General features: G+C 64.5%; 17 protein-coding genes and 1 tRNA gene. 15 read left to right on the forward strand and 3 right to left on the reverse strand.

Going from position 1 to position 21829, the window contains the following annotated elements:
* A tRNA-Asp gene (locus E4487_RS23385) sits at positions 1–77 on the forward strand.
* Between the two features lie 189 nt (positions 78–266).
* On the opposite strand, the gene E4487_RS23390 is transcribed toward E4487_RS23385, so the two are convergent.
* Positions 267–1352: an AraC family transcriptional regulator gene (locus E4487_RS23390; protein ID WP_047586357.1), complete on the reverse strand. Its 1086-nt coding sequence runs from the start codon at positions 1350–1352 to the stop codon at positions 267–269.
* On the reverse strand, positions 1349–2374 hold the full coding sequence (locus E4487_RS23395) for a carbon-nitrogen hydrolase family protein (RefSeq protein WP_175254501.1): 1026 nt from the start codon (positions 2372–2374) through the stop codon (positions 1349–1351). Before E4487_RS23395 ends, E4487_RS23390 begins: the two co-directional genes overlap by 4 nt.
* Positions 2375–2576: 202 nt before the next feature.
* Here E4487_RS23395 and E4487_RS23400 point away from each other — a divergent pair, with 202 nt between their 5' ends.
* The 5 genes from E4487_RS23400 (at position 2577) to E4487_RS23420 (ending at position 8910) form a co-directional block, all read left to right on the forward strand.
* Positions 2577–4610, forward strand: a complete 2034-nt coding sequence (locus E4487_RS23400) for an NADPH-dependent 2,4-dienoyl-CoA reductase (protein WP_175254502.1) — start codon at positions 2577–2579, stop codon at positions 4608–4610.
* Positions 4611–4676: 66 nt separating this feature from the next.
* The gene (locus E4487_RS23405; protein ID WP_037056258.1) at positions 4677–5108 is read left to right on the forward strand and encodes a nuclear transport factor 2 family protein; all 432 of its coding nucleotides are present in this window, start codon (positions 4677–4679) and stop codon (positions 5106–5108) included.
* A 358-nt stretch (positions 5109–5466) separates the two neighbouring features.
* The gene (locus tag E4487_RS23410; RefSeq protein ID WP_080756991.1) at positions 5467–6834 is read left to right on the forward strand and encodes a chromosome partitioning protein ParA; all 1368 of its coding nucleotides are present in this window, start codon (positions 5467–5469) and stop codon (positions 6832–6834) included.
* A 2-nt stretch (positions 6835–6836) separates the two neighbouring features.
* Complete coding sequence (locus E4487_RS23415; protein ID WP_175254503.1) at positions 6837–7778, forward strand: 1-aminocyclopropane-1-carboxylate deaminase/D-cysteine desulfhydrase; 942 nt, start codon at positions 6837–6839, stop codon at positions 7776–7778.
* 22 nt (positions 7779–7800) lie between these two features.
* Positions 7801–8910 (forward strand): cyclic nucleotide-binding domain-containing protein, encoded by a 1110-nt coding sequence (locus E4487_RS23420; protein WP_175254504.1) that lies wholly within the window; start codon positions 7801–7803, stop codon positions 8908–8910.
* Between the two features lie 28 nt (positions 8911–8938).
* Here E4487_RS23420 and E4487_RS23425 read toward each other — a convergent pair whose 3' ends face one another.
* Complete coding sequence (locus E4487_RS23425) at positions 8939–9868, reverse strand: DUF1853 family protein (RefSeq protein ID WP_175254505.1); 930 nt, start codon at positions 9866–9868, stop codon at positions 8939–8941.
* 85 nt (positions 9869–9953) lie between these two features.
* Here E4487_RS23425 and E4487_RS23430 point away from each other — a divergent pair, with 85 nt between their 5' ends.
* From E4487_RS23430 to E4487_RS23470, 9 genes are all read left to right on the forward strand, one after another.
* Positions 9954–10841, forward strand: a complete 888-nt coding sequence (locus E4487_RS23430; protein ID WP_037056253.1) for an NAD(+) kinase — start codon at positions 9954–9956, stop codon at positions 10839–10841.
* On the forward strand, positions 10842–11816 hold the full coding sequence (locus E4487_RS23435) for a metallophosphoesterase (protein WP_037056252.1): 975 nt from the start codon (positions 10842–10844) through the stop codon (positions 11814–11816). It abuts the gene before it with no gap.
* Entirely contained in the window at positions 11813–12670 is an 858-nt protein-coding gene (locus E4487_RS23440) for a rhomboid family intramembrane serine protease (RefSeq protein ID WP_047586347.1), read from the forward strand. The genes E4487_RS23435 and E4487_RS23440 overlap by 4 nt, the downstream gene beginning before the upstream one ends.
* Before the next feature lie 88 nt (positions 12671–12758).
* Positions 12759–13022, forward strand: a complete 264-nt coding sequence (locus tag E4487_RS23445; RefSeq protein WP_037056249.1) for a YeaC family protein — start codon at positions 12759–12761, stop codon at positions 13020–13022.
* On the forward strand, positions 13022–13858 hold the full coding sequence (locus tag E4487_RS23450) for a DUF2797 domain-containing protein (protein ID WP_175254506.1): 837 nt from the start codon (positions 13022–13024) through the stop codon (positions 13856–13858). The genes E4487_RS23445 and E4487_RS23450 overlap by 1 nt, the downstream gene beginning before the upstream one ends.
* 55 nt (positions 13859–13913) lie before the next feature.
* Positions 13914–16571 (forward strand): aminopeptidase N, encoded by a 2658-nt coding sequence (gene pepN, locus E4487_RS23455; protein ID WP_175254507.1) that lies wholly within the window; start codon positions 13914–13916, stop codon positions 16569–16571.
* 482 nt (positions 16572–17053) lie between these two features.
* Positions 17054–19087: a DUF1302 domain-containing protein gene (locus E4487_RS23460; RefSeq protein ID WP_134675453.1), complete on the forward strand. Its 2034-nt coding sequence runs from the start codon at positions 17054–17056 to the stop codon at positions 19085–19087.
* 67 nt (positions 19088–19154) lie between these two features.
* Positions 19155–20525 carry a DUF1329 domain-containing protein gene (locus E4487_RS23465; RefSeq protein ID WP_037056239.1) on the forward strand — a complete coding sequence of 457 codons (1371 nt, stop codon included), beginning with the start codon at positions 19155–19157 and terminating at the stop codon, positions 20523–20525.
* Positions 20526–20741: 216 nt separating this feature from the next.
* A complete protein-coding gene (locus E4487_RS23470) occupies positions 20742–21821 on the forward strand; it encodes a YCF48-related protein (protein ID WP_175254512.1) in 1080 nt (359 codons plus the stop codon).
* Positions 21822–21829 lie beyond the last annotated feature (8 nt).

The raw sequence follows: 21829 nt of genomic DNA on the forward strand, positions 1-21829 counted from the left end.
GCAGCGGTAGTTCAGTCGGTTAGAATACCGGCCTGTCACGCCGGGGGTCGCGGGTTCGAGTCCCGTCCGCTGCGCCATATGCGAAACCCGTCGATCGCCAGATCGACGGGTTTTTTATTGCCTGCGCTCCGGCGTTGCCGTCCTGCGGCGTTTCGTCATCTTGTCTTCATGCTGACAACGTAGCTTGCTAACGAAAGACGCAACGACCCAGGAGAACGGGCAATGGATGACTATCAGGAAGAACTGCTCGAGCGTGACGGCTTCGATCAGGACGTGATCGACGTGGACGACGACGCCACGGAGCTCTGAGCTTCGCTATCGGCCCGGCGCTGTGCGCGGCGATAGTCGCCGGGCGTCTGTCCGAGCCAGCGCTTGAAGGCGCGCTGGAAGGCTTCGGCCGAGGCGAAACCGAGCAGGTAGGCGATTTCACCGAAGGCCAGTTCGGTATCGCGGATATAGGCTGTCGCCAGGTCGCGGCGGGTGTCATTGACGATGGCGCGAAACTGCGTGCCTTCCTCGGCCAGCTTGCGGCGCAATGTCCAGCTGGGCAGTTGCAGGTTGCGCGCGACTTCCTCCAGGTCCGGCTCGTGCCCGTGCAGCATGGGGCCGAGCAACTGGATGACCCGTTCACGCAGGCTGCGCGTGCGGGTCAGCTGATCCAGTTCGCGCTCGCACAGTTCCAGCAGGTGCCGCCAGGTGCCGGGGCAGTGCTGCGGGTTGCGCAGCGCCAGGGTGTCGCTGCTCAGGCGCAGGCGGTTGGCACTGGCCGCGAATTCCACCGGGCAGCCGAACAGGCTCTCGTAGCGCTCGCCGTATGCCGGCAGCGGAAACTCGATCTCGACTTTTTCCAGGGCAATGCTGCGACCGACCACTTGCCCCAGGTTCTGTTGCCAGCCCGCCAGTACCGAGTCCACCACGAAGCGGTTGTAGGTGTTGTACGGACTGATGGAGTAGAAGTGCAGCCAGGCACCACGGGCATCCTCGCTGAAGCCCGAGCGCCCGCGGTAGTTGGCGGCGTACAGCGGCTCGAAGCGGGTCAGGGTGCGTGCCGCTTCGCGCAGGTCGGGCGCCTGCATGGCGCAGACACCGGCCAGGCCGACCTGGCCGAGGCGGCTGTGGCGGCCCATGTCCAGACCCAGTGCGGGGTTGTTGCACAGGGCGATGGCGCTGTGGCCCAGGCGCATGAAGCGGGGGATCGACAGGCGTGCACGCGGCTCGCTCAGGCGTGCGGCATCCAGGCCGAACTGTTCGAGCAGGGGCTCGGGAGCCTGGCCCTGCTCGCGCAGGGCTTCGGCCAGGGCCTGGGTGAAGCCGACGGACAGGTCGCCGAGGCGTACGCGTGAAGTTTTCATAACCACAGGTTGACCAGTTGTGCACCGCTGGTGCTCGCGCCCAGGGCGCTCGTCCCGGCGCGGAATGCCAGTGCCGGCGGTTGCCCCTGATGCTCCCAGAGTCGTCCGCGCAGATGGACCTGCATGCCGGCATGGATGCCGCTGCGCAGCAGCTGTTCATGCAGCAGGGTGGCATCTGCGGCGGCCTGCAGGTCGCTGGGCATGGCCAGCAGGTCGAGCCGGCTGGCAGCCAGTGTCCGTGCGTCCGCCAGGCGGGCTAGGTCGCCGCCCAGCAGCACGCCGAGTCGGCCGGCTGGGGTGTCCAGGACCTGCAGGGCAGTGGCCGTGGTCGTTGTGCTGGCTTCGGCATCGTAAGCATGCCGCTGGGGTTGTCCCAGGGGCTTGCCGGCGCGGTCGAACACCAGGCTGACGTTGTACAGCGGGCCGCGCCCGACCTGCAGGCGGCCGTGTTCCACGCGTGGCTCCGGCAGGACGATGGAGCCTGCCACCAGGGTGATGCCGTAGTCGCGCGCCAGGTCGCCGAACAGCTGCTGGTAGTCGTGCGCCATCGATTGCGCCTTGGTGCGCAGCAGCGCATCGCTCACGCGCGACGGGGCCTGGGCGGCGAACAGGGCGCCGAGAAAGTCCAGCGGGTTGCTGGCCGCCAGCCAATGCAGGGCCTGGCGCTGTCCGGGGGCGTGATAGAGCTCGTCCTTCTCGCCCACGGCCAGCAGCCAGGTGCCGATGTGTTCGGGCAGCACGACCACCGTGCGCGCATTGAGCATACCGCGCTCGCGTGCATGGTCCAGGTAGGCGGCCAGCTTCAGGCGCAGGCGCGACAGGCTCTGATAGTCACCGGCGAACAGTTCCGGCTGGATGCCCAGCAGGTTGCCGCGAGCGCCGGGTTGGCCGAGGTCGAGTGCGACCTGGCTGCGCAGGTCGGACAGGTAATGGCTGACAGGGCGTTGCTGGCACCAGCGGGCGTAGCTGCCGAGGCCGGCCAGCAGCGTGAGCGCCAGCGCGAGGATGATCAATGGACGCATGCAGGTTCTTTCGACTGGGTTGTGTTGCAGGTTAGGTCGATCGCGCCGGGCTGCCAAGGCCAATTGCAAGTTTTGATCATTATCTTGTCAGTTTTGATCATTGAGCATGCCTGGCCGCCTCTTTATCGTCTGGCTCCATAACCGACCGCGTGCCCATGAGACCGCGGCAACCCGTGAACTGCACCGCGATGTGGAGATTTCCATGACTGCTCGTTACCCGAACCTGCTGGCCCCGCTCGATCTCGGCTTCACCACCTTGAAGAACCGTACCCTGATGGGCTCCATGCACACTGGCCTGGAGGAGAAGCCGGGCGGTTTCGAGCGCATGGCGGCCTACTTCGCCGAGCGCGCCCGTGGCGGTGTCGGCCTGATGGTCACCGGCGGCATCGGCCCGAACGAGGAGGGTGGCGTCTATGCGGGCGCAGCCAAGCTGAGCACGCCGGAAGAGGCCGACAAGCACAAGGTCGTGACCCAGGCCGTGCACGAAGCCGGTGGCAAGATCTGCATGCAGATCCTGCATGCCGGGCGCTACGCCTACAGCCCGAAGTCCGTGGCGCCGAGCGCCATCCAGGCGCCGATCAACCCGTTCAAGCCGCGCGAGCTGGACGAGGAGGGGATCGAGAAGCAGATCGCCGATTTCGTCAATTGTGCCGCGCTGGCGCAGCAGGCGGGCTACGACGGTGTCGAGGTGATGGGCTCGGAAGGCTACTTCATCAACCAGTTCCTGGTCGCCCACACCAACCATCGCACTGATCGCTGGGGCGGCAGCTTCGAGAACCGCATGCGTCTGCCGGTGGAGATCGTCCGCCGTGTGCGCGAGGCGGTGGGCAGCGACTTCATCATCATCTATCGCCTGTCGATGCTCGACCTGGTCGAAGGGGGCAGCACCTGGGACGAGATCGTCCTGCTGGCCAAGGCCATCGAGCAGGCTGGCGCCACCCTCATCAACACCGGTATCGGCTGGCACGAGGCGCGCATCCCGACCATCGCCACCAAGGTGCCGCGCGCGGCCTTCACCAAGGTCACCGCCAAGCTCAAGGGCGAGGTGTCGATCCCGCTGATCACCACCAACCGTATCAATACCCCGGAAGTGGCCGAGCAGGTGCTGGCCGAGGGCGACGCCGACATGGTGTCGATGGCGCGCCCGTTCCTGGCCGACCCGGATTTCGTCAACAAGGCCGCCGAAGGCCGTGCGGACGAGATCAACACCTGCATCGGCTGCAACCAGGCCTGCCTGGATCACACCTTCGGCGGCAAGCTGACCAGCTGCCTGGTCAACCCGCGTGCCTGCCACGAGACCGAGCTGAACTACATCCCCACGACCACGGTGAAGAAGATCGCCGTGGTGGGCGCCGGCCCTGCCGGGTTGGCGGCTTCCACCGTCGCTGCCGAGCGCGGTCACGCGGTGACCCTGTTCGACGCGGCCGGCGAGATCGGCGGTCAGTTCAACGTGGCCAAGCGCGTGCCGGGCAAGGAAGAGTTCTTCGAGACCCTGCGTTACTTCAAGCGCAAGCTGGAAACCACCGGTGTCGACGTGCGCCTGAATACCCGCGTATCGGTGGATGACCTGGTCGCCGGCGGCTTCGACGACATCATCCTGGCCACCGGCATCGCGCCGCGCACCCCGGAGATTCCAGGCATCGATCACCCCAAGGTGATCGGCTACCTGGACGCGATCCTCGAGCGCAAGCCGGTCGGCCAGAAGGTCGCGGTGATCGGCGCCGGCGGTATCGGTTTCGATGTCTCCGAGTTCATCACGCACCAGGGTACGGCCACCAGCCTCGACCGCGAAGCGTTCTGGAAGGAGTGGGGCATCGACACCGCGCTCGAGGCGCGTGGTGGCGTGGCGGGCATCGAGGCGCATCCGCACCCGGCTGCGCGTCAGGTGTTCCTGTTGCAGCGCAAGAAGTCCAAGGTCGGCGATGGCCTGGGCAAGACCACCGGCTGGATTCACCGCACCGGCCTGAAGAACAAGAACGTGCAGATGCTCAACAGCGTCGAGTACGTGCGCATCGACGATGCCGGTCTGTATATCCGCATCGCCGCTGGCGAGGAACAGGTGCTGCCGGTCGACACCGTCATCGTCTGCGCCGGTCAGGACCCGCTGCGTGAGCTGCAGGACGGTCTGCAGCATGCCGGTCAGCGCGTGCACCTGGTCGGTGGCGCGGACGTCGCCGCCGAGCTGGATGCCAAGCGGGCCATCAACCAGGGTTCGCGCCTGGCGGCCGAACTCTGATCGAAACAGCGCCCCGCCTCCAGCGGGGCGTTTGCTATCCGGCTTGAAAACAACAAGGAGAAGCCGATGTCTCTCGCCGCCCAACTGCATCCTGCTGCCGCCGCCAGCCTCGAACGCTGGCACCAGTTCGTCGCCGCCAAGGACCTGAGTGCCTTGCCCGAACTGCTGCACCCGCAGGCCGTGTTTCGTTCGCCCATGGCGCATACCCCCTATCCGGGCGCGCAGGCGGTCAACCTGATTCTCAACACCGTGCTCAAGGTCTTCGAAGACTTCACCTACCACCGTGAACTGGCCACCGCAGACGGCCTCAGCGTCGTGCTGGAGTTCTCTGCGCGGGTCGGCGAGCGTGATCTGAAGGGCATCGACATGATTCGTTTCGACGAGTCGGGGCAGATCGTCGAGTTCGAGGTGATGATTCGCCCGATGAGCGGGCTGCAGGCCCTCGGCGCGGAAATGGCGCAACGCCTGGCGCCTTTTCTCGCGGCAGCCAAGCGCTGACAGGCGCTGAACGGCGCCCGGCCCTCGACCGGACCAGGGCGCCGCAGGGTTGCCTGAGAGCGCCGCCTCAGGATAGAAACGGCTCGGCACTGGCAGCCATCCGTCGATCGAAGGCGCTGGCCTGACTGGCCGATGTGCGTGCGGCGGTCGCCGCCTGCAGCGCAATCCCGTCACATTTTCGCGCCGCCGGTGCTTCCTCCGGCGTTGTTGGCAGAGTGAGTGCCAACCCAGTCACATTGCTGGGGTTGGCTTTTCCCCTAGACTTGTCTGAACTGTCAGGGATGATATCTGTACCGGAGCACGCGAGGCTTCGGCATTTGATCGTGCGCGCGTATCCCGTTGGTTCAGAGGGCCCTCAATGAGCATGCAGAACAAGCCGCAGATGGTGGAAGCCGTGATGTTCTTCAGTGAACGCGGTATCTGCAAACAGATGATGTTCCCTGAATTCGAGGCGTTGCTCGACGGCGTGGTCAACATGCCCGAGTTCGCCGACGAACAGATGCGCGCCGTGTTCGTGGTGATCAACCCGCGCCTGCTGGTCAGGGCTGCGGTGTTCTTCTTTCTCGACTTCGATGATGATGGCCGTCCTGACAAGGGCTGGAACATTCCGCTGCAGCACCTGGCCGAACGCGCTGGGCGTGGTCCCGATCTGGGTGCGGGGCCGATTCGTCTCGCCTGCCGCAGCCAGTGCCCGGTGTCCTGGCACCAGATGCACCTGTGGGACCCCAATCTGGCACCGACGCAGAACGATCTGGTGACGCTGCGCGATGCGGTCAAGCGCAATCAGCTCGGGTTGCTGGTCGAGGACGACAGCGCTCAGGCGGTGGTCGCCGAGCGCCTGCAGGTGGCCTCCGAAGACAAGTGGTATGCGCCCGACCCTGCCAAGGAAGTGTCCGAGCAGCTGGCGCAGAAAATGGATCAGGAACACCGTGCCAAGACTGCGCAGCTGATCCAGCAGCAGCGCCTGCGTATCACCAGCCTGACCCAGCAGCACGAAGAGGAGCTGGCCAAGTTCAAGTTGGCCAGCGAGGAACAGAGCAACAATCTGCAGGCGCAGATCCATGGGCTGCATCAGGCGGTGCGCCAGCAGCAGGAACTCAATGCCAACCTCAAGGCGCAACTGGCGGCGCAGGCGGAAAGCTTCCAGAGCAGCCGTGAGGAGATGACCCAGCAACTGCGGGCGCTGGAGCGTCATGGGCGCACCGAGGGCGATATCCTGCGTGCCCAGTTCGAAGGCGAGATGCGGGCGAAGGTGGCTGCGGCCGTGGCCGAGGCCAAGGAGCAGATCGCCATTCGTGACGTGGAACTGGCCTATCGCAACGAGCTGGATGCCCAGTTGCAGGCGGAGATCGAGCGCCTCAAGCGAGAGCGCAACGAGTTCGCCAGCCAGGGCGGCGATCAGGTGCTGGAGCGCCTGGCCAAGCTCGGCGTGGTGTTCGTGGTCTACCATCCCGGCGCCGGCCACCTGACCATTCCCCTGCAGGATGTCGCCCGCTACCAGGACAACCCCATGGCCTACGCTGCCGCCAAGTGCTTCGTGTCCGAGGAGCAGTATCGCCATTGGCTGGGGCACTATCAGCAACCCTCCTGCGAGGCGAGCCTGCCCAGTGGCGAGCGTTGCGCCATTCCCATCGACCGCATCGACACGCCGAGCCGCTTCGTGCTGGGCGAATCCAACTGCTGCTCGCGGCACAAGGCGAGCAGCCGCCTGCGTACCGTCGGCTGACCTTGGCGATACGCGTTCCCGACTGGCGCCCACAGGCGCCCCTGCAACGCATTCATCTCGACTGGCTCGATGCCGCTGGCGTCGAGCTGGCCTGCCTGCGCCTGGACCTCATCGACCCGCTGCTGTCCGGCAACAAGTGGTTCAAGCTCGCGCCCTACCTGCAGCAGGCCGCCGCTGACGGCGCGCAGGGCCTGATCAGCCTCGGTGGCGCCCATTCCAATCACCTGCATGCCCTGGCGGCGGCGGGCCAGCGCTTCGGTTTCGCCACGGTTGGCCTGTTACGCGGCGAAGCGCAACGCACGCCGACGGTGGATGATCTGCAGACGCTGGGCATGCAGTTGCACTGGCTGGGTTACGGCGGCTACCGCGCACGCCACCAGGCCGATTTCTGGCAGCCGTGGCTGGCGCGCTACCCGGGGTTCCAGGCGGTTGGCGAGGGCGGCCTGGGGCTGCCGGGCGCCGAAGGTTGCCGCGGCCTGGTGGCGATGGCGCAAGCGCAGCTGGCGGATCTCGATTGGCCGGACTTCGATGCCTGGTGGCTGGCCGCCGGGACCGGTACCACGCTGGCGGGCCTGCTGCTCGGTGATAGCCGCCGCTCCGTGTTCGGCGCATTGGCGGTGCCTGCCAGCCATGGCGTGGCTGCCCAGGTCGCCGAGTTGCTGGGGCTGGCGGGCGTCAGTGGCGGGCGCCAGCAGTTCATCGATGCCGCGCGCGGCGGCTTTGCGCGTTTCGATCAGGCGTTGCGTCAGTTCATTCTGGAGACCGAGCAGGCCGCCGGCCTGCCGCTGGATCCGCTGTATACCGGCAAGGCGCTGATGGCCTTGCGTGATTTTTGCGCGAACGGGCAACTTGTGCGCGGCACGCGGCTGATCTTCATTCATACTGGCGGCCTGCAGGGGCGCCGAGCCCTGATGGGCAGCAACACCGACTACACTCAGGGCTGACCAGCGGAGCCTGGATTACTTCATGAGCGAACCCCTTACTCCCGAGCAACTGCGCAGCCTGACGCCCCTCAATGTGCTGTCCGAGCAGCAGTGGCGCGAGTTGCGCAGCCAGCTGGTGCCTCAGCCACTGCTGGCCGGCCAGCCGTTGTTTCGCCTGGGCGACCAGGCGCGGCTGACCTGCTACCTGCTGGCGGGGGAGCTGCAGCTGCAGGATGCCGAGGGGCATGTCCAGTCCGTGAGCGCCGGCAGCGAGGTCAGCTGTCATCCCCTGTCACCCAGTCTGCCGCGTCTGCACGAGGCCCGGGCGCTGACGGATGCCAGTGTGCTGATGATCGACAGCGCCACGCTGGACCGTCTGCTGACCTGGCGCCTGGCCTACCAGGACCTGCTGCTGGCCTTGCAGCAGCGCGGGGCCGATATCGATTGGCTGGAGCGCCTGCTGGAGAACCCGTTGTTCGCCAAGGTGCCGCCGGCCAACGTGCAGAGCATGCTTGCCCGTCTGCAACGGGTCGAGTTCGAGGCGGGTAGCCAGGTGCTGCAGGAAGGCGCGGCCGGGGACTGCTGCTTCTTCCTGGAAAGCGGCCGTGCCGAAGTGATCCGCAGCGCCGGCAGCGATCGTCAGGTGCTGGCGGAGCTGGACGTCGGTGCCTGCTTCGGCGAGGAAGCGCTGCTGGCCGACCGGCCGCGCAATGCCACGGTGACCATGGTCGAGCGCGGCAGCGTGCTGCGGCTGGATCGCCAGGATTTCTTCGCCCTGCTCAAGGCGCCGGTCGTCGCCGAGGTGTCGCTGGGCGAGGCGTCGCGCCTGCTCAGCCATGGCGCGCAATGGCTGGACGTGCGCCTGCTGGAAGAGTACGAGAAGGCTCATGCGCCGCAGGCCCTGCACATGCCGCTGCAGCTGTTGCGGCTGAAGGCGCGCCTGCTGGACAAGTCGCGCACCTACCTGTGCTACTGCGACAGCGGCAAGCGCAGCAGCAGCGCGGTGTTCCTGCTCTCGCAGCTCGGTTACAGCGTCTACGCCCTGCGTGACGGGCTGGATGCCTTGCCGGCCGTGCAGCGTGCCGCGTTGCTGTGCGAGAGCGGTTCGGGCTATCTGGCGCGTTCCGGCGGGCGTACCGAGCGCAGCCGCTGAGCGGGGCCACATCCGACTTGCTGCGCCCTCAGGTTGGCCATTGATCGCTGACCAGGAAGAGCCGCTCGACCTCTCGCCAGTCACCGGCCTGATCCTCTTCCAGTCGCACCAGCAGCTGGGAGCGGGAGGACAGGCCCTCCAGCCAGTGCGCGAACGTCTCGCGTGACCAACGTTCCTCGCCGTCAATCAGCGCCGGCGCCAGCCAGGACAGGCGTGGCAGGGGTTGCCAGTGCGCCTGCGCTTGCCGGGCGGAGAATGCTGCCCAGTCACGTTGCCGCAGCCAGTGCCCTCGCCAGTGCGCCGGTAAGGCGCCGCGCGGTGAATCGCAGCCGGTCGGCCAGGGGTAGAACAGGTAGCCGGCGAGCCAGAAGGACGATCGGGTGTCGCTCAGGCGCAGCTCGTTGAGGTCGCCACGCGCCTCGCGCCGGGACGACAGCGGCAGTTGATGCTGGGCGAGATGATTCAGTTTCAAATCGAGCCGGTCGTGGCTGCCGGGGCCGAGCCAGAGGCCGGCATCGTTGCCGTCGCCCGCCAGCGGGCCCAGGTAGAACTTCACCGCCAGCTCCAGATGGTGCTCGCCTTCGGCGTCGCGCAGCAGCAGGTCCAGTTCGCCCAGGGTCTGGCCGTTCTGGCGTATCGGCAGGTTGGCCGCGACCACCTCGACGTCGTCGGCGGCGTGCAGGGCGAATTGCCACAGGCGTTCGTAGTACAGGCCGAGGCGCCTGGCCGGTTTCGCCAGCAGCCAGGCATGCAGCGCATCCGGGGCGCTGTCCAGCCCGCTCAGCCAGTTCTCGAGCAACTCCGGGGTATGGCGCCATGCGCTGGCCTGCAGCGGGTGGCGCTGGGGTTTCGTGGTCTGCCCCAGCAAGGGGGGCGAGAGCAGGGTCCAGGCGAGGTCGCGCACCGCCGGGGTGCGCAGTCTCTGCAGCAGAGCGTGCAGCAAGTCGTGAGCGGTCATGGGCAGAGCATAGCCCCGGTTTGCCGCGTACCGCGCCTTTGGCCGATAATCCTCGTTCGTTTCTTATCTGTCTGGCGGGAGTCCCATGGAGCAATTTCGCAATGTCGGCATCATCGGGCGCCTGGGTAGCACGCGGGTGCTGGAGACCGTTCGCCGGCTCAAGCGCTTCCTCATCGACCGCCACCTGCATGTGATCCTCGAGGACACCATCGCCGACCTGCTGCCCGGCCACGGCCTGCAGACCTCGTCGCGCAAGATGCTTGGCGAGGTCTGCGACCTGGTGATCGTCGTCGGCGGCGATGGCAGCATGCTGGGCGCGGCGCGGGCGCTGGCGCGACACAAGGTGCCGGTGCTGGGGATCAACCGCGGCAGCCTGGGCTTTCTCACCGACATCCGCCCCGACGAGCTTGAACTCAAGGTGGCGCAGGTACTCGAAGGGCAATACCTGACAGAAAACCGCTTCCTGCTCGAGGCCGAGGTACGCCGCCAGGGCGAAGCCATCGGCCAGGGCGATGCGCTCAACGATGTGGTGCTGCACCCCGGCAAGTCGACGCGAATGATCGAGTTCGAACTCTTCATCGATGGCCAGTTCGTCTGCAGCCAGAAGGCGGACGGGCTGATCGTCGCCACGCCCACCGGCTCGACCGCCTATGCGCTGTCCGCTGGCGGGCCGATCATGCATCCCAAGCTCGACGCCATCGTGGTGGTGCCGATGTACCCGCACACGCTGTCCAGCCGGCCCATCGTGGTGGATGGCAACAGCGAGCTGAAGGTGGTGGTGTCGGCGGACATGACCATCTACCCGCAGGTCTCCTGCGACGGCCAGAACCACTTCACCTGTGCCCCGGGCGACACCCTGCACGTGGCCAAGAAGGCGCAGAAGCTGCGCCTGATCCATCCGCTGGATCACAACTACTACGAGGTCTGCCGGACCAAGCTGGGTTGGGGCAGTCGCCTGGGAGGACAGGACTGAATGTCCCTCGACCCTCATCGTGGCTATGACCTGATCGGTGATATCCACGGTTGTGCGCGTACCCTCGAACGTCTGCTCGAACGCCTGGGCTACAGCCGCCAGGATGGCGTATGGCGGCATCCTCTGCGCATGGCGATCTTCCTGGGTGACCTGGTCGATCGTGGCCCCGGCATTCGCGAGGTCCTGCACCTGGTGCATGACATGGTGCGTGCCGGCCAGGCCCTGTGCATCATGGGCAACCACGAATTCAACGCGCTGGGCTGGAGCACCCCGGCACCGCCTGGCAGCGGTCGCCAGTACGTGCGCGAACACAGCCCGCGGCACCAGCGGCTGATGCGCGAGACCCTGGCGCAGTTCGAGGGGCATCCGCAGGAGTGGCGCGAGTTCCTGCGCTGGTTCTACGAGATGCCGCTGTTCATCGATGCCGGGCGCTTCCGTGTCGTGCACGCCTGCTGGGATGCCGAGCTGATCACGCCGCTCAAGGCGCAATTTCCCGACGGCTGCATCGACGAGCATTTCCTCCAGGCCGCTGCCGTGCCTGGCAGCTTCGCCAACATGGCGCTCGACCGCCTGCTGCGGGGTACCGACATGCGCCTGCCGCACGGTCTGACGCTGACCAGTGGCGACGGTTTCACGCGCTCCTACTTCCGCACCAAGTTCTGGGAAGAGAATCCGCAGACCTACGGCGATATCGTCTTCCAGCCCGATGCCCTGCCCGAGCTGGCGGCACAGACGCCGCTGACCGAGCTGCAGAAGGACGAGCTGCTCAGGTACGGCGCGCATGAGCCGTTGCTGTTCGTCGGTCACTACTGGCGGCGTGGCAAACCGGCACCGATCCGCGCCAACCTGGCCTGCCTGGACTACAGCGCGGTGGTCGGCGGGCGCCTGGTCGCCTATCGCCTCGATCAGGAAACGCGGCTGGATGCGGGCAAGTTCGTCTGGGTCGACGTCGACCCGCAGGAGGCTCCTCGATGACCGCCGTAGCTGTACTGCGCTTGCCGCTGGATAACGACCTGAGTGGTTTCGTGGCCTTGTTGCAGCGCCTGCGCGTGCCGCATCGGGTCGCGGAGGAGGGCGGCGAGCAGGTGCTCTGGGTGCCCGGCGAGGCGCTGGCCGAGCAGGTGCGCGAACTCTATGCGCGCTACCCGCAGGGGGATGGCGGCGAGTCGGCGCCGGCCTTGCCGCCTGTGCGGGAAGGTTTTTTCAGTCAGTTGCGGCGCAGCCCGGTGACGGCGCTGATGCTGCTGGTGACCTTCATCGTCTTCGCCGTGACCCTGGCGGGCGAGAACTATGCGGCCATTTCCTGGCTGAGCTTCGTCGATTTTCGTCTCGACGGCGACAACATCTACCTCAACTACCTGGATGCGACCCTGGAGAGCGGTCAGTGGTGGCGCCTGATCACGCCGATGCTGATCCATTTCGGCTGGCTGCACCTGGCGATGAACAGCCTGTGGTACTGGGAGCTGGGCCGGCGCATCGAGTTTCGCCAGGGTGCCATCGGCCTGTTCGGCCTGACCCTGCTGTTCGGCCTGGCCTCCAACTTCGCGCAGTACGCGTGGGCCGGCCCGTCGCTGTTCGGCGGCCTGTCCGGCGTGCTCTACGGCCTGCTCGGGCATTGCTGGATCTACCAGCGCCTGGCGCCGAACGCGGCGTATCGTCTGCCGCCGGGCGTGCTGGTGATGATGCTGGTGTGGCTGCTGATCTGCATGACCGGCATCTTCGAGCTGCTGCAGTTCGGCGCCATCGCCAACGCCGCGCATGTCGGTGGCCTGCTGACCGGCTGCCTGACCGGGCTGCTTGGCGGTATGCTGGCCAGACGAAGCGCCTGATTCGATTTTTGACCTGTAGGGCGGGTGCAATCCGCCAGAACAGTATTTTGGCGGTTTTCACCCGCCCTACGATTCATTGGAGAGCTCTATGTCGTCCTTCCTCGAAGCCATCGACAACATCACCCCGGAAATCTACGAGAGCCTCAAGCTGGCCGTGGAGATCGGCAAGTGGCCGGACGGCCGCAAGCTGACCCAGGAGCAGAAGGAACTCAGCCTGCAGGCGATGATCGCCTGGGAAATGAACAACCTGCCGGAAGAAGAGCGCACCGGCTACATGGGCCCGCAGGAGTGCAAGTCCAAGTCCGAGCCGGTCCCCAACCTGCTGTTCAAGTCGTCGGATACCTTGCACTGATGACCGAGTTAGGACGTGGCTCGCTGAGCAAGATGAAGGCGCACCTCGATGCGCCGGTGCAATACGCCTTTCGCCTCGGCGACGAGGAGGTGCCGGTCAATCCGCTGGTGGGCAGGCACCTGCGCCTGGAGTACCTCGGCGCCATCCACTGCACGCATTGCGGGCGCAAGACCAAGACCAGTTTCAGCCAGGGTTACTGCTACCCCTGCATGCAGAAGCTGGCGCAGTGCGATATCTGCATCATGAGCCCGGAGAAGTGCCACTACGACGCCGGCACCTGCCGCGAGCCGAGTTGGGGCGAGCAATTCTGCATGACCGACCATGTCGTCTACCTGGCGAACTCCAGCGGGGTGAAGGTCGGCATTACCCGTGCCAGCCAGGTTCCGACGCGCTGGATCGACCAGGGGGCGACCCAGGCGCTGCCGATCCTGCGCGTGGCGACTCGGCAGCAGTCGGGCTTCGTCGAGGACCTGCTGCGCAGCCAGGTGGCGGACAAGACCAACTGGCGCGCGTTGCTCAAGGGCGACGCCGTACCGGTCGACCTGCTGGCGATTCGCGAGCAACTATTCGACAGCTGTGGCGCAGGTATCGCCGATCTGCAGCAACGCTTCGGCCTGCAGGCCATCCAGCCGCTCACAGCCGCCGAGGTACTGGACATCCGCTATCCCATCGAGGCCTACCCGGCCAAGATCACCAGCTTCAACCTGGACAAGCAGCCCCTGGCCGAAGGTACCCTGCTCGGCATCAAGGGCCAGTACCTGATGTTCGACACCGGCGTGATCAATATCCGCAAGTACACCGCCTACCAGCTGGCCGTCCACGAGATCGCCGCCTGACCACCATTCGCAGCTTGAAGCCTTCGCTTGAAGCTGCCCCGAAGAGGCCACTGCCATGCGCACCGAACAATCCAAGACGATCTACCTCAAGGACTATCAGGTACCGGATTACCTGATCGACGAGACGCACCTGACCTTCGAGTTGTTCGAGGATCACAGCCTGGTGCATGCGCAGCTGGTCATGCGCCGCAACCCTGAGGCTGGTGCCGGCCTGCCGCCGCTGGTGCTCGATGGCCAGCAGCTGGAGCTGCTCGAGCTGAAACTGGATGATCGCGAGCTGGGCGAGGGTGACTACAGCCTGACCGCCAGCCACCTGACCCTGCAGCCGACCCAGGAACGCTTCGTGGTCGACAGCAGCGTGCGCATTCACCCGGAGAGCAACACCGCGCTGGAAGGCCTGTACAAGTCCGGCACGATGTTCTGCACCCAGTGCGAGGCCGAGGGTTTCCGCAAGATCACCTTCTACCTCGATCGTCCTGACGTGATGAGCAAGTTCACCACTACGGTCAGCGCCGAGCAGCATGCCTACCCGGTGCTGCTGTCCAACGGCAACCCGGTGGCCAGCGGCAGCGAAGAGGGCGGTCGCCACTGGGCGACCTGGGAAGACCCGTTCAAGAAACCGGCCTACCTGTTCGCCCTGGTCGCCGGCGACCTGTGGTGCGTCGAGGACAGCTTCACCACCATGAGCAGTCGCGAGGTGGCGCTGCGCATCTATGTCGAACCGGAGAACATCGACAAGGTGCAGCACGCCATGGACAGCCTCAAGCGCTCGATGAAGTGGGACGAGGAGGTCTACGGCCGCGAGTACGACCTGGACATCTTCATGATCGTCGCGGTCAACGACTTCAACATGGGCGCCATGGAGAACAAGGGCCTCAACATCTTCAACTCCAGCTGCGTGCTGGCCAAGGCCGAGACCGCCACCGACGCCGCGCACCAGCGCGTCGAGGCGGTGGTGGCGCACGAGTACTTCCACAACTGGTCGGGCAACCGCGTGACCTGCCGCGACTGGTTCCAGCTGTCGCTCAAGGAAGGCTTCACCGTGTTCCGCGACAGCGAGTTCTCCGCCGACACCCACTCGCGCACGGTCAAACGCATCGAGGACGTGGCCTACCTGCGCACCCACCAGTTCGCCGAGGATGCCGGTCCCATGGCTCACCCGGTGCGCCCGGATGCGTACATGGAGATCTCCAACTTCTACACCCTGACCATCTACGAGAAGGGTTCGGAAGTTCTGCGCATGATCCACACCCTGCTTGGCCCCGAGCTGTTCCGCAAGGGCTCGGACCTGTACTTCGAACGCCATGATGGCCAGGCGGTGACCTGCGACGACTTCGTCAAGGCCATGGAAGATGCCAGTGGCATCGACCTGACCCAGTTCAAGCGCTGGTACACCCAGGCCGGTACGCCGCGCCTGCTGGTCAGCGAGGCCTATGATGCGTCCGCGCAGACCTACAGCCTGACCTTCCGCCAGAGCTGCCCGGCCACTCCGGGGCAGAGCGAGAAGCTGCCGTTCGTGATTCCGCTTGCGCTCGGTCTGCTCGACGCCCAGGGCAACGAGCTGCCGCTGCGTCTGCAGGGTGAAGCCACCGCCAGCGGTACTGGCCGCGTGCTGTCGATCACCGAAGCCGAGCAGACCTTCACCTTCGAGGGCGTCGCCGAACAGCCACTGCCGTCGCTGCTGCGTGGTTTCAGTGCGCCGGTCAAGCTCAGCTTCCCCTACAGCCGCGACCAGCTGATGTTCCTCATGCAGCACGACAGCGACGGTTTCAATCGCTGGGAAGCCGGCCAGCAGTTGTCCGTGCAGGTGCTGCAGGAGTTGATCGGCCAGTACCAGCGCGGCGAAGAGCTGGCGCTCGATCAGCGCCTGGTGGAGGCGCTGCGTACATTGCTGCTGGACGAGTCGCTGGATCAGGCGATGGTCGCCGAGATGCTCTCGCTGCCTGGCGAGGCCTATCTCACCGAGATCAGTGACGTGGCCGATGTCGAGGCCATTCACGAGGCGCGCGAGTTCGCTCGTCTGCAGCTGGCCGATGCTCTGTACGCGCCGCTGCTGGCGCGCTACCAGGCCAACCGTGACGTCTCCAGGGCGACGCCCTACGTGGCCGAGGCGGCGCATTTTGCCCGGCGCAGCCTGCAGAACATCGCCCTGTCTTACCTGATGCTCAGCCAGCAGGCCGAGGTGCTGGCCGCCTGCGTCGAGCAGTTCGAGAACGCCGACAACATGACCGAGCGCCTGGCGGCGCTGGCGGTGCTGGTCAACTCGCCGTTCGAGGCCGAGCGTAGCAAGGCCCTGGCGATGTTCGCCGACTTCTTCAAGGACGATGCGCTGGTCATGGACCAGTGGTTCAGCGTGCAGGCCGGCAGCCCGCTGCCTGGTGGCCTGGAGCGCGTGCATGCGCTGATGCAGCATGAGGCCTTCACCCTGAAGAACCCGAACAAGGTGCGCGCCCTGATCGGTGCCTTCGCCAACCAGAACCTGATCAACTTTCACCAGGCCGATGGCTCGGGCTATCGCTTTCTCGCCGATCAGGTGATCACCCTCAACGCACTCAACCCACAGATCGCCTCGCGCCTGCTGGCGCCGCTGACCCGCTGGCGCAAGTACGCGCCTGCACGTCAGGCGCAGATGAAGGCCGAGCTGGAACGCATCCTGGCCAGCGGTGAGCTGTCCAGCGACGTTTACGAAGTGGTGAGCAAAAGCCTGGCCTAAGGCGGGTTGGCTTCAATAAAAGTGTTACCAGTCGATGGCTGGTAACACTTTTTTGTTACTCGTAGAAATATCCAGGTGCTGTGTTATTCGTGCGCACACTAAAGTTAGGGCCATATGGCTCTTGACATCGACTTGCCGCTCGTTGCCGAAAACCTCGTGCCCTCAGGGCTCGAGTGGCATAAAGCGTCGGATCGTAGGACAAAGCGCGCCAATTTCACGCTGAATAGCTGACGCATTGGTCAGTGGCTGATCAGTCACGAAAAGAAACTGCGTGAAGGCGCTGGCAAGCGGCTCTGCGCTGATACACCCGTTTGAATTGGCACCATGGTTGCAGTGTCGAGCAGGATTCGACCGTGCGCAGCTGCGCAAAGGTCCCTGGAATACGCTGCACGAATAAAAAACAAGCCGTCGTCAGTACGGCATAACGCATCCCGCCAAATGGGATCGCCCAAAAGAATGATCTGTCCACGGAGTGAGTCTCGATGGAAATTAAGTCCCGCAAGCCCGTTCTACGTTTTGCCCCGGCCAAGGCCGGCTTTGCGTTCGCTGGCGTCCTGCCTTTGCTGGTAGCCGCTCAGGCTCAGGCGGTGGAGTTCAGCTTCGCCGACAACGAGATCACTGGTTCCATCGATACCACCGTCTCCTACGGCCAGCTGTGGCGCGTCCAGGGGCAGGACAAGACCAACGACGACATCAACACCAACGACGGTAATCGCAGTTTCGATACCGGCCTGGTTTCCGAAGTGTTCAAGATCACCTCGGACCTCGAGGCGTCCTACCAGAATTACGGCGTATTCATCCGTGGTACCGCGTTCTATGACACGCAGATCATGGACAAGCGCAACGACTACTACGACGCCAACTCCCCGGTCCAGCCGAGCCAGACCAATCCGCACGACAACACCTTCACCCGTGAGACCCGCCACAAGGCTGGTCGCGACGCGCAGATTCTCGATGCCTACGTTTACGGGAACTGGGATGTGGGTGACATGCCGGTTTCCGGCCGTTTCGGTAAGCAGGTGTTCAACTGGGGCGAAGGCCTGTTCTATCGCGGTGGCATCAACACCACCAACCCGGTCGATGCCGCCAAGTTCCGTCTGCCTGGCTCCGAAGTGAAGGAAGTGCTGGTGCCTGTCGAGGCACTGAGCTTCAACCTGGGGCTGACCGACAACCTGTCGATGGAGGCCTTCTATCAGTGGAACTGGAAAGAAACCGCTATCGACCCGGTCGGCACCTATTTCTCCGAAACCGACCTGTTTGCGGATGGTGGTAACACCGCTTACTCGACCCAGACCGCTCTTGTGCCTCTGGCCGGGCTCTATTCCGGCTTGAGTGCCGCAGGAGTTGGTGGTTTGCAGGGCGGCCGCACCGTTGATGCCAACGGCAATATCAAGGTGGCGAGCATTGGTCCTGACATCAATGCCAAGAATGATGGCCAGTTTGGCGTCGCTTTCCGCTATATCGCTGAAGAGCTGAACTCCACTGAGTTCGGTTTCTACTTCGTCAACTATCACGCTAAAGAGCCGACCATTTACGCGGATCTCGGTGCATACACCGGGCTCGACCTCACAGCACTTGGCGCTCAGACACAAGCAGCATTGACCCCGCAGGTGCAGCAGGCCGTTGCCGCTCAAGCAGGTGTATCACTTGCCACGCTGCAGGCAGTAGTCGCTAACCCCGCTCTCAATCCTGCTTTGGCCACGGCGTATTCGAATGCGCTGACCAGTGCGGTGACGAGTGCTACTGGTGGTCTGGCTACGATTGACGTAGCCAACCAGGTCAACGCTCGCCGCGAGTACGCCGAGGACATTCGCATGTATGGCCTCAGCTTCAACACCACGGTCGGTAATGCTTCGGTGTTCGGTGAGTTGGCGTACCGTCCCAACCTGCCGATCGGCATCGCTGCTACCAACGACCTGCTCGGTGACCTGCTGACGCAAGCGCCTCAGCTTGCAGGCGGTAGCGTGGTTAACATCGGTGGTCAGCAGGTTCAGCTGGGTGACCAGATCCACAACTCTACTCGTGTCGAGGCATTCAACACCTCGCTGGGCACCATCTACAACTTCGGTCCGACTCTCGGCTTCGACTCGCTGTTCGGTGTGGCCGAGCTGGCTTCCGAGCACCTGCGTGGCGACAGCCTGCAGTACAACTCCCGCAATGGCACGCGTTATTACGCTGGCCGCGGTAACGGCTCCTACATCTCCGGCTACGATCGCGACGATCAGGTCAACAAGAACGCCTACGGCTACACCCTGGTGCTCTCCGGTACCTGGAACGACGTCTACGCGGGCGTGAACCTGTCGCCGTTCGCCGTGTTCAAGCATGACTTCGAAGGCAACTCGCACCAGACCGGCAACTTCATCGAAGGTCGCAAGGCGTACACCGTCGGCATGCGCGCCAGCTACCTCAACAGCCTGGAAGCCGAGATCCAGTACACCGAGTTCTATGGCGCAGGCCAGAACAACGGTTCGCGTGATCGCGACAACATCGGTCTGAACGTCAAGTACTCCTTCTAATACCTATAACCAGAAAAACGCCGGGCGCTTGTGGGCGCCCGGCCAGACTCTTCACGGAGAATTACCCATGCTGAACAAGCACAGGCTGATGGCCGTAGCCGTTGCGCTGGCGTTTTCCGCCGGCTCTGCACTGGCTGCCGTTTCCCCGCAGGAAGCTGCCAAACTCGGCGACACCCTGACGCCCTTCGGTGCCGAGAAAGCCGGCAATGCCGCTGGCACCATCCCGGCCTGGACCGGTGGCATCACCAAGGCACCGGCCGGTTACACCCGCTCGGGCCAGCATCACGTCGACCCGTTCCCGGAAGACAAGCCGCTGTTCACCATCACCGCGGCCAACCTGAGCCAGTACGAGGCCAACCTGACGCCAGGTCAGATCGCCATGTTCAAGGCCTACCCGGAAACCTACCAGATGCCGGTCTACCAGACCCGTCGCTCCGGGTCGGCGCCGCAGTGGGTCTATGACAACACCGTCAAGAACGCCACCAGCGCCAAGCTGGTCGACGGCGGCAACGGCTTCTCCGATGCCTATGGCGGCATCCCGTTCCCGATTCCGCAGAACGGCGTGGAAGCGCTGTGGAACCACATCGCCCGTTATCGTGGTACCTACATCGTGCGTCGTGCCTCGGAAGTGGCGGTACAGCGCAATGGTGCGTACTCGCTGGTGACCTCGCAGCAGGAGGCCATGTTCAAGTACTACGTGCAGAACGGCTCCTTCGCCGACCTGAACAACATCATGTTCTACTACCTGTCCTTCACCACCAGCCCGGCGCGTCTGGCCGGTGGTGCGGTGCTGGTTCACGAGACCCTGGATCAGGTCAAGGAACCGCGCCAGGCCTGGGGTTACAACGCCGGTCAGCGTCGCGTGCGTCGTGCGCCGAACCTGGCATACGACACGCCGATCGCTGCCGCCGATGGCCTGCGTACCGCCGACGATACCGACATGTTCAACGGTGCTCCGGATCGCTACGACTGGAAACTGGTGGGCAAGAAGGAAATCTACATCCCGTACAACAACTACAAGGTCACCAGCCCTGAGGTTAAGTACGAGGACCTGCTCAAGGTCGGTCACCTGAACCCGGCGCTGACCCGCAACGAACTGCACCGCGTCTGGGTGGTGGAAGGCACGCTGAAATCGGGCGCCCGTCACATCTACTCCAAGCGCACCCTGTTCCTCGACGAGGACAGCTGGCAGGCTGCAGTGGTCGATCAGTACGACGGTCGCGGTGAGCTGTGGCGCGTATCCATCGCCTACCTGAAGAACTACTACGACCTGCCGACCACCTGGTCTGCCCTGGACGTGTTCCACGATCTTCAGGCGCGTCGTTATCACGTGCAGAACCTGGACAACGAAGAGAACAACACCATCGACTTCAGCCAGGCCATTCCGGACGACGGTTACTTCAAGCCGGCTGCGCTGCGTCGTCGCGGCACGCGATAATAGTCGTGTAGCCTCGCGCCAAGGCCGCTACAGTAGTAGCGGCCTTTTTCGTATCAGCTTCGCGAATAGGCTTCTATAACGCGGGTTCTGCCTTAACAAAACATAACGTCGCGCTAATTGTCAGGGCTTTCCTAAGCTCGCTAGGATGGGCGGCCTGCTATTGAGAGCAGTACCGCCTATAACAAGAAAGGGGGAAGGTATATGAGTGAGCCCGTCATGCGGCGCACCCAGTCCGGTCTGACGCCCACTACGGCGCACAAATCGGCGCTTCGTGTCCATTCGCCGCTGGCTAAAGCGCTCTCGCTGTGCAGTGTGCTTTCCGTTCTGGCTTTCACTGCCGTGCCTGCATACGCCGAGACGTCGTCGACAGCGGAGGCCGGCTATGCCATCGAGTCCGCCAAGGCCGTACACAGCCTGCTGCAGGACGTCGTCAACACTGGCGAACGCCTGGTAGCCGTCGGCGACCGTGGCCACATTCTCCATTCCGAAGACCAGGGGCAGAGCTGGGAGCAGGCCAAGGTGCCGACCCGGCAGATGCTCACCTCGGTCTTCTTCGTCGATCCCAAGCACGGCTGGGCGGTCGGTCACGATGCGCAGATTCTCGTCACCGGCGACGGCGGTCTGACCTGGACCAAGCAGTTCGAAGACCTCGAGCGCGAGGCGCCGCTGCTGGATGTCTGGTTCAAGGACCTGCAGACCGGTTTCGCGGTGGGCGCCTACGGTGCGCTGCTGGAAACCAGCGACGGCGGCAAGACCTGGGAAGACGTCAGCGATCGCCTCGACAACGAGGATGCCTATCACCTCAATGCCATCACCGCAGTGAAGGATTCCGGCCTGTTCATCGTCGGTGAGCTGGGCCAGATGTTCCGTTCCGCCGACTGGGGGCAGACCTGGGAACGCATCGAAGAGCCGCCCTACGAGGGCTCGCTGTTCGGCGTGCTCGGTACCGACCAGAGTGGCACCTTGCTCGCCTACGGCCTGCGCGGCCACCTGTTCCGCTCCACCGATTTCGGTGACAGCTGGCAGCAGATCTCGCTGCACACCCCCAACAATGGCCCGCTGGAGTTCGGCCTGGCCGACGGTACGCTGCTCCGCGATGGCAGCATCGTGGTCGTTGGCCACGGCGGCACCGTGCTGCGCAGCACCGACCACGGGCAGAGCTTCAGCCTGATGAATCGTCCCGACCGCCTCTCGCTGGCCGGGGTGACTGCACTGGATAACGGCAACCTGATCCTGGTGGGGCAGGGCGGCGTTCACCTCGCCGCTTCGACCGGCGCCGATCTGGGCCAACAATAACAAGCCGG

It is taken from the genome of Pseudomonas sp. BMW13 (assembly GCF_013357275.1).
GTDB lineage: Bacteria > Pseudomonadota > Gammaproteobacteria > Pseudomonadales > Pseudomonadaceae > Aquipseudomonas > Aquipseudomonas khazarica.